Origin of the sequence: Comamonas sp. B-9, from assembly GCF_000410635.1 — a bacterium.
Classification (GTDB): Bacteria; Pseudomonadota; Gammaproteobacteria; order Burkholderiales; family Burkholderiaceae_C; genus Comamonas.
The window spans coordinates 1-7,691 of the sequence record NZ_KE148618.1; the positions used below are offsets into that span (position 1 = coordinate 1).

At 65.1% G+C, this 7,691-nt stretch carries 7 protein-coding genes; 3 read left to right on the forward strand and 4 right to left on the reverse strand.

Translation table 11 applies throughout. The annotated features are described in order from the left end of the window. On the forward strand, nucleotides 1–495 hold a 495-nt coding region (locus H928_RS0116895; protein WP_021027565.1), incomplete at its 5' end, for an FUSC family protein. A 51-nt stretch (nucleotides 496–546) separates the two neighbouring features. Here the strand turns inward: H928_RS0116895 and H928_RS0116900 are convergent. From H928_RS0116900 to H928_RS0116910, 3 genes are all read right to left on the reverse strand, one after another. Next, a complete protein-coding gene (locus tag H928_RS0116900; RefSeq protein WP_021027566.1) occupies nucleotides 547–1,344 on the reverse strand; it encodes a BPSS1780 family membrane protein in 798 nt (265 codons plus the stop codon). A 140-nt stretch (nucleotides 1,345–1,484) separates the two neighbouring features. Beyond that, nucleotides 1,485–2,441: a homoserine kinase gene (locus tag H928_RS0116905; RefSeq protein WP_021027567.1), complete on the reverse strand. Its 957-nt coding sequence runs from the start codon at nucleotides 2,439–2,441 to the stop codon at nucleotides 1,485–1,487. A 127-nt stretch (nucleotides 2,442–2,568) separates the two neighbouring features. Beyond that, nucleotides 2,569–2,943, reverse strand: a complete 375-nt coding sequence (locus H928_RS0116910) for a hypothetical protein (protein WP_021027568.1) — start codon at nucleotides 2,941–2,943, stop codon at nucleotides 2,569–2,571. Between the two features lie 52 nt (nucleotides 2,944–2,995). On the opposite strand from H928_RS0116910, the gene polA reads away from it, so the two are divergent. Together polA and H928_RS28415 are read left to right on the forward strand one after the other, a co-directional pair. Then, complete coding sequence (polA, locus tag H928_RS0116915) at nucleotides 2,996–5,800, forward strand: DNA polymerase I (protein WP_021027569.1); 2,805 nt, start codon at nucleotides 2,996–2,998, stop codon at nucleotides 5,798–5,800. 238 nt (nucleotides 5,801–6,038) lie between these two features. Next, the gene (locus H928_RS28415; protein ID WP_052330070.1) at nucleotides 6,039–6,995 is read left to right on the forward strand and encodes a ZIP family metal transporter; all 957 of its coding nucleotides are present in this window, start codon (nucleotides 6,039–6,041) and stop codon (nucleotides 6,993–6,995) included. Between the two features lie 22 nt (nucleotides 6,996–7,017). Here the strand turns inward: H928_RS28415 and H928_RS28420 are convergent. Continuing rightward, nucleotides 7,018–7,691 (reverse strand): LytTR family DNA-binding domain-containing protein (locus H928_RS28420; RefSeq protein WP_239644994.1); only part of this gene is annotated, 674 nt, incomplete at its 5' end.

Sequence of the window (7,691 nt, forward strand, 5' to 3'; positions counted from 1 at the left end):
CTGGCCGCCGCCGGCCGCATTGTGCTCGGTGCTGGCCTGGCCGCCTGGGTGGCCCAGGCGGCGGGCTGGCAGCATCCGGCCTGGGCGGCGATTGGCGCCACCGCGGTGATGCAGGGCAGCCATCTGCACATCACGATGAACCGGGCGCTGCAGCGCATGGTGGGCACGATGCTGGGCGCGCTGGTCGCCGGTCTGATTTTGTCGCTGGAGCCATCGTTTTGGTGGATTGCCGCAGCCATCGTCGCGCTGCAGTTCATCACCGAGGTGAGCATTGGCTACAACTACGCCCTGGGCCAGATCACGGTCACGCCCATGGCCTTGCTGATGACGCATCTGGCCTCATCGCCGCTGGCGCCTTTGGCCATGCCACTGGAGCGGGTACTCGACACCGTGCTGGGTGCGGCGCTGGGCATTGTGTTTGCGCTGGTGCTGTCCAGCCTGGAAGACCGCGCGCAGCTGCACCGCCTGCACCATGGCGAAGGCCCGCAGCGATGAAAAAAGCCCGGGCTGTGGGACACAGACCGGGCTGGGGTGAGCGGGTAGGGCTTAGAGCGCGACGCTGTCAGTCTGCTCCGGCGCTTCAAAGCAGTCACGAAAGCTGAACACTACCGAGGTCAGGAACATCGTGGCCAGCATCAGCGAGCCGGCAATGGCAATCGCCGCTGCTGCCCAGGCGCCCAGCAAGGTGCCCAGCAGCGCAGACAGCAAGGCCATGGCGATGCCAAAACCGATGCCGACAGCCATCCAGGCCAGACCAAACATCGTGAAGGCGCCGATATTGCGGCTGCAGGCGATCAGGCTGAAGAACACCGCCTTGATGGCGGGAACGCGGTGCCAGTAAATGAGGCCAGGCGCATGCCAGAACAGCAACGACAGCGGAATGTACAGCAGCATGGTGGCGAACATGGCCTGCTGGAAGGCCGGTTGCTCAACGATCTCACGCGTGATCTCGCCGCCCATCAGGTTGAGGCGGGCGAACTGGCCGCCGTCGAACAGCGCCGAAAAGCCCAGCACCAGCAGAAAGGATAGCGCATAGAACACGCCCAGCACGACAAAGGAGTTGCGCCGCTCCTTGTCGACACGCAGCGCAGCCAGCACCACCGGCAAGGTCGGGCGCGTGCCCTGGGCCGTCAACGCGGCGCCAATCATCATGCACAGGGTGGAGACCGGCAGCAGCGCCAGCGCGATAAAGGTGCCGGCAATCGGGATGGCGCCGATCAGGGACATCACCATCATCGACAGAAAGAACAGCGAAGTGAGGGCCAGGGCCTGTGTCTTGAAGGTTTTGAAGCCGTCTTGCACCCAGGTCACACCCTGGCGGGCAGTGGCGATACGAAGTTTCATGCACCAGCGCGCTGCAGCGTGGGCTGCAGCGATAAAAAAATCAAAGGGGATGGCGCACTGTAACCCATGCGCCCAAGGGGCAGGCACCCATATGGGCATGGTGCGCGCGGGCGCGCCCTGGGTTGCTTTGAACAGGTCGCTTATTTCAGCTGGTAAGGCGTGGCCAGGCGCTCGCGCAGCACGCGCTCGAAATGGGTCGGGTCGTGCGGCTTGAGCAGCGAGGCTTCGCGCGGCAGGTAGAAGTCCCACAGGCGCGAGATCCAAAAGCGCAGCGCGCCAGCGCGCAGCATGGCGTTGAGCAGTTCGCGCTCGCAGGCCTGCAGCGGGCGCACGGCCTGGTAGGCGGCCAGCAGCGCATCGGCACGTGCCAGGTCGATGGCGCCGGTGGCCAGGTCGATGCACCAGTCGTTGATGACCACGGCAATGTCGAACAGCCAGGTATCGACACCGGCGAAATAGAAGTCAAAGATGCCGGTCAGCGTCTCGCCCTCGAACATCGCATTGTCGCGGAACAGATCGGCATGCACCGGGCCGTGCGGCAGCGCGGTATAGACCGAGCTTTGCGCCACATGGTTCTGGTAGGCCAGTTCGCTGCGCAGCAGCTCGGCAGTGGCGCTGTCCAGGTAGGGCAGCACCACCGGCACGGTCTCGTTCCACCAGGGCAGGCCACGCAGATTGGGCTGCTGGCGCGGGTAGTCGAGGGCGGCCTGGTGCATTCTGGCCAGCACCTCGCCCAGCGATTGGCAATGCGCCGCCTGGGGCGCCAGCTGGCTCTTGCCGGGCAGCTTGCCAACGATGGCAGCGGGCTTGCCCTCGACCTGCAGCAGGATGTCGCCGGTCTTGCCATCGGCCTGGGGCTCGGGCACGGGCACGCCGGCCTTGGCCAGGTGCTTCATCAGGTACAGATAGAACGGCAGCTGGTCGGCGCGCAGGCGCTCGAACAGGGTCAGCACATACTCGCCCTGGCTGGTGGTCAGAAAGTAGTTGGTGTTTTCAATACCGCCTTCAATACCGCGCAACGAGACGAAATCGCCCAGTGGGACACGCTTGAGCAAGGCCTTGGCAGCCTTGTCGGATACTTCGGTGAAAACAGCCATGGATGTATATCGTCACTACAAAAACAAGGCCAGCCTCTGTGGCTGGCCTGGCCCGCAAAGCGGCGGGTGCAAAGGGGCGATTATCGCAAGCCTGCGCGGCGCTGGGCTATTCGCTCTGGTATCGCGCTCAGAAATTGCCGATATTCCAGACGCGCTTCTTGCTTTGGGTGTCGCCAAAGCCGTCAGGGCGGGCGCGGGCGCCGTCGGTGGGCTTGACCTCGTAGCCAGGCATATTGCCCATCTTGGGCTGCACATGGATGCTCTGGGTCTGGCCGCCAATGCGCACCTCGTCGATGCGGCTGCCCGCGTCTTCCACCCGGATGTATTCGGCCTTCTGGTTGTACTTGTCGTTGGCAGGCGCTGCGTCGGCAGGGGCCGCTGGCTGTGCAGCGGGTTGCGCCGCAGGCGGCTCGGCAGGAACTGCGGGTTGCTGGGCCAGCGCAGGGGCTGCCAGCACCAGTGCCAGGGCCTGGGCGATGAAAGAAGTGGTAATTGCGCGCATGGGCCAATTGTAAGTTGTCGCCCGGTGTTTGCGTACCGGGCACAATGTCAATATGCGTAATCCTCCTACTTTAGTGCTGGTGGACGGTTCCAGCTATCTGTACCGTGCCTACCATGCCATGCCCGATCTTCGTGCGGTTCCCGGCGATCCTGCCAGCCCGGCCACCGGCGCCATCCGCGGCATGGTCAATATGATGCAGGCGTTGCGTAAAGACATACAGGCCGACTACGCCGTCTGTGTTTTCGATGCCAGCGGCCCGACCTTTCGCGACGATCTCTACACTGAGTACAAGGCCACGCGCTCGCCGATGCCCGACGACCTGCGCTCGCAGATCGCCCCGATCCACGAGGTGGTGCAGCTGCTGGGCTGGAAGATCCTGGCCGTGCCCGGCGTCGAGGCCGACGATGTCATTGCCACCCTGGCCCAGATGGCCTCGCAGCAGGGCATCCAGGTCATCGTCTCCAGCGGCGACAAGGATTTGAGCCAGCTGGTCAACGAGCATGTGACCATCATCGACACGATGAACGGCAAGCGCCGCGATGTCGCCGGCGTCACTGCCGAGTTTGGCGTGCCGCCCTCGCAGATGGTGGAGTACCAGGCCCTGGTGGGCGATACGGTGGACAACGTGCCCGGCGTCAGCAAGGTGGGCCCCAAGACCGCCGCCAAGTGGCTGGAGGAGCACGGCTCGCTCGATGAGCTGATTGCCAAGGCCGACACGATCAAGGGCGTTGCCGGCCAGAACCTGCGCGATGCGATCGCCAGCGGCCAGCTGGCGCTCAGCCGCCAGTTGGTGACGATGAAGACCGATTGCGCGCTGGACGACTATATCCAGGGCCTGCCTGCCTTCGATGGCATTACCCTGGGCGAGCCCGATGCCGTGGCCTTGGTGCCGTTCTACGAGCAATATGGCTTCAAGGGCCTGGCGCGCGCGCTGGGCTCTGCCGCTACCCCCGCGTCCGCCAAGGCGACGGGCGACAGCGCGTCCGGCCAGGCGGGCCTGTTTGACAGCGCCGATGCCGCCGTGACCGAGGTGGCCATCGAGGCCCAGCAGCGCGATGTGGTCTACCACACCATCCTGACCGAGGCCGATCTGGACGCCTGGCTGCTGAAACTGCAGGCGGCCGAGCTGACGGCGCTGGACACCGAAACCGATTCGCTCGACGAAATGCAGGCCCGCATCGTCGGCATCTCGTTCAGCGTGCAGGTGGGTGAGGCGGCCTACGTGCCGCTGCGCCATGAAGGCCTGGATGTGCCCGAGCAGCTGCCCATCGACCTGGTGCTGGCCAAGCTCAAGCCCTGGCTGGAAGACGCCAGCAAAAAGAAGCTGGGCCAGCATGTCAAATACGACCAGCATGTGCTGGCCAACCATGGCATCCGCGTGCAGGGCTATGCGCATGACACCATGCTGCAGTCCTATGTGCTCGAAGCCGACCGCCCCCACAACCTGGGCAGCCTGGCGCTGCGCCACACCGGCCGCACCGGCATCAGCTACGAAGACCTCTGCGGCAAGGGCAAGGGCCAGATCCCGTTTGCCCAGGTGCCGGTGGACAAGGCAGCGGCCTACAGCTGCGAAGACTCGGACCAGACCCTGGATGTGCACCGCGTGCTGTGGCCGCGCATCGAAGCCAATGCGGGCCTGGCGCATATCTATGCGCTGGAGATGCAGACCAGCGAGGCGCTGTTCCGCATCGAGCGCAATGGCGTGCGCATCGATGCGCCCGAGCTGGCGCGCCAGAGCAATGACCTGGGCCGCCGCATTCTGGCGCTGGAGGCCGAGGCCTATGAGATCGCCGGCCAGCAGTTCAACCTGAGCAGCCCCAAGCAGCTCGGCGAGATCTTTTTTGACAAGCTCGGCCTGCCCGTGGTGAAGAAAACCGCCACCGGCGCGCGCAGCACCGACGAGGAAGTGCTGGAGAAGCTGGCCGAGGACTACCCGCTGCCGGCCAAGATTCTGGAGCACCGCTCGCTGTCCAAGCTCAAGGGCACCTATACCGACAAACTCGCGCAGATGGCTTTGCCCAGCGATGGCCGCGTGCACACCCACTATGCGCAGGCGGTGGCCGTGACGGGCCGCTTGTCCAGCAACGACCCCAACCTGCAGAACATTCCTGTGCGCCCCGCCGAAGGCCGCCGCATCCGCGAGGCCTTTGTTGCGCCCGAGGGCAAGCTGATTGCCAGTGCCGACTACTCGCAGATCGAGCTGCGCATCATGGCGCATCTGTCGGGTGACGAGGCCTTGCTCAACGCCTTCCGCGATGGCCTGGATGTGCACCGCGCCACCGCCGCCGAGGTGTTTGGCGTGGCGCTGGACCAGGTCAGCAGCGAGCAGCGCCGCTATGCCAAGGTCATCAACTTTGGCCTGATCTATGGCATGAGCAGCTTTGGCCTGGCCAAGAACCTGGGCATCGAGACCAAGGCCGCTGCCGCCTATATCGACAAGTACTTCCAGCGCTACCCCGGCGTCAAGCGCTATATGGACCAGACCGTGGAGCTGGCCCATGCGCAGGGCTATGTCGAGACCGTGTTCGGCCGGCGCCTGGTGCTACCCGAGATCAATGGCGGCAATGGCCCGCGCAAGAAAGCGGCCGAGCGCGCTGCGATCAATGCCCCCATGCAGGGCACGGCGGCCGATTTGATCAAGAAGGCCATGGTCGCTGTGCAGGCCAAGCTCGATGCAGACAAGCCCGAGGTGCTGGTCATCATGCAGGTGCACGATGAACTGGTGTTCGAGCTGCCCGCTGCCGAGCAGGAATGGCTGCGCACGGAGATCCCGGCCATCATGGCCAGCGTGGCCGACCTGAAGGTGCCGTTGATCGCCGAGATCGGCTTTGGCCCGAACTGGGAAAAGGCGCACTGACGCCGGTGTCCACAATCCTGGGTGGTGCTCGCAGTCGCAGAGGTTCCACTGGGGCCGCCCCAAGTCCTGTCACCTGCACAGGATTTTGGGTGGTTAATGCAACTGCGTTGCAACAAAGTGCTACCATGCGCGGCATGTTGGAGAGGGCACGGGTGCCCGGGGGCTGCGCGGATGAGCGATGGGCCGGCCCGGGTTGGCGGCGTTTTTGCCAAGCCCGGCCCCGCTGAAGGATGGTTTCATGACTTTGATCGCAATCGTGCTGGCGACCCTTGCTGCCGGTTTGGGCAGTGTGTGGGTGGCCGCAGCGCTGATGCGCACGGGCATTGGCAGCCAGGGCAGCCGCTTTGGTGCCCAGCACCTGCTGAGCCTGGCCGCAGGCGCCTTGCTCGCCACCGCTTTTGTGCATTTGCTGCCCGAGGCTTTCGAGAGCCAGATCAACCCCAAGGCGCTGTTTGTGGTGCTGCTGCTGGGGCTGGTGTTTTTCTTTTTGCTGGACAAGGCGGAGCTCTGGCACCACGGCCATGAGCACCGCCATGCGCTGCCCGAAGAGCGCGGCCATGCCCATGGCGAGCATGCAGATGCCGAGCACGCCGATGGCCCGCATGGCCATGCCCACCACCACCACGGCCACACGCACAACAACAGCGCGGGCGGCTGGTCGCTGCTGACCGGCGACAGCGTGCACTGCTTTGGCGACGGCATCCTGATTGCGTCGGCCTTCATGGCCGATATGTGGCTGGGCATTGTGGCGGCCATCTCGGTGCTGGCCCATGAGGTGCCCCACCACATGGGTGACCTGGTCGTGCTGTCGGGCAATGGCAGCCGCAGCCAGAGCAAGGTGGCCTTGCTCAAGCTGTCGCTCGCTGGTGCGGTGACGGCGCTGGGCGGCGTGGTTGGCTATTTCCTGGTCAGCTCACTGGCAGATTTTCTGCCGTACTTCCTGGCCATTGCGTCGAGCAGTTTCATCTATGTGGCCCTCGCTGATCTGATCCCGCAGCTGCAGCGCCAGCTGACGGCCAAGCAGACGGTGCAGCAGGTGGTCTGGCTGGCCATCGGCATGGTGGTGGTGAGCGCGGTCAGCACCTGGGCGCATGGCGACCATGACCACCATGGCCATGCGCACGGCACGGCCGAGCAGCATGAGGCCCATGGCACGCAGGATGCGCATGGCGACCACGACGGGCACAAGCACTGAGATAGAAGCGAAAGGGTAGGGCTCAGCCTGCGCGCAGGCCACTGCCCTTGTTGGCCAGCAAGGCCCGCACCACCGGCAGCTGGCGCCGCGAGACCAGCAGCACATCCTCGATGCCAAACAGGCGCAGCTGCCAGCCGTCGCTGTCGTCCCCGCCCCAGGCCTTTTCCAGGCAGCGTATCGCAGACGGCGCCACCAGCGCATTGCGGTGCACGCGCAAATAGCGCTTGGCAAAGCGCGTCTCCAGATCGTTGAGGCTGCCCGACCACAGGTAGGCATGGGTGGCGGTGCGCACCGTCACATACTTCAGCTCGGATTTGAAATACAGCACATCGGCCAGGCGCACCCGCTCGGTGCGGCCCCGGTCGGTGATCAGCAAGCTGTCGGTCTCGGCATCCGGCTCGGTCTGGGCCGGCGCCTGGCGCAGCGCATGGGCCTGGGCGACCAGGGCCACCTTGTGCAGCGCAGCGGCCAGGCGCTCGCGCCGCACCGGCTTGGTCAGGTAGTCGGCGGCATTGACTTCGAAGGCGCTCAGCGCATGCTCGGGGTGGGCGGTGACAAAGACCACGGCGGGGGCTGCGGGCTGCTGCTGCAGCTGGCGCGCCAGCTCCATGCCGCTGTGCCCCGGCATATGGATGTCCAGCAGCAGCACATCAAAGGGCTCGCTCCGCGCCGAGGCGCTGGGCAGCGCCCGCCGGG

Bases quoted from the DNA above. Each gene is read 5' to 3' on its own strand.
- H928_RS0116900 (WP_021027566.1), bottom strand. From the start codon at position 1,344: ATGAAACTTCGTATCGCCACTGCCCGCCAGGGTGTGACCTGGGTGCAA.
- H928_RS0116910 (WP_021027568.1), bottom strand. From the start codon at position 2,943: ATGCGCGCAATTACCACTTCTTTCATCGCCCAGGCCCTGGCACTGGTG.
- polA (WP_021027569.1), top strand. From the start codon at position 2,996: ATGCGTAATCCTCCTACTTTAGTGCTGGTGGACGGTTCCAGCTATCTG.
- H928_RS0116905 (WP_021027567.1), bottom strand. From the start codon at position 2,441: ATGGCTGTTTTCACCGAAGTATCCGACAAGGCTGCCAAGGCCTTGCTC.
- H928_RS28415 (WP_052330070.1), top strand. From the start codon at position 6,039: ATGACTTTGATCGCAATCGTGCTGGCGACCCTTGCTGCCGGTTTGGGC.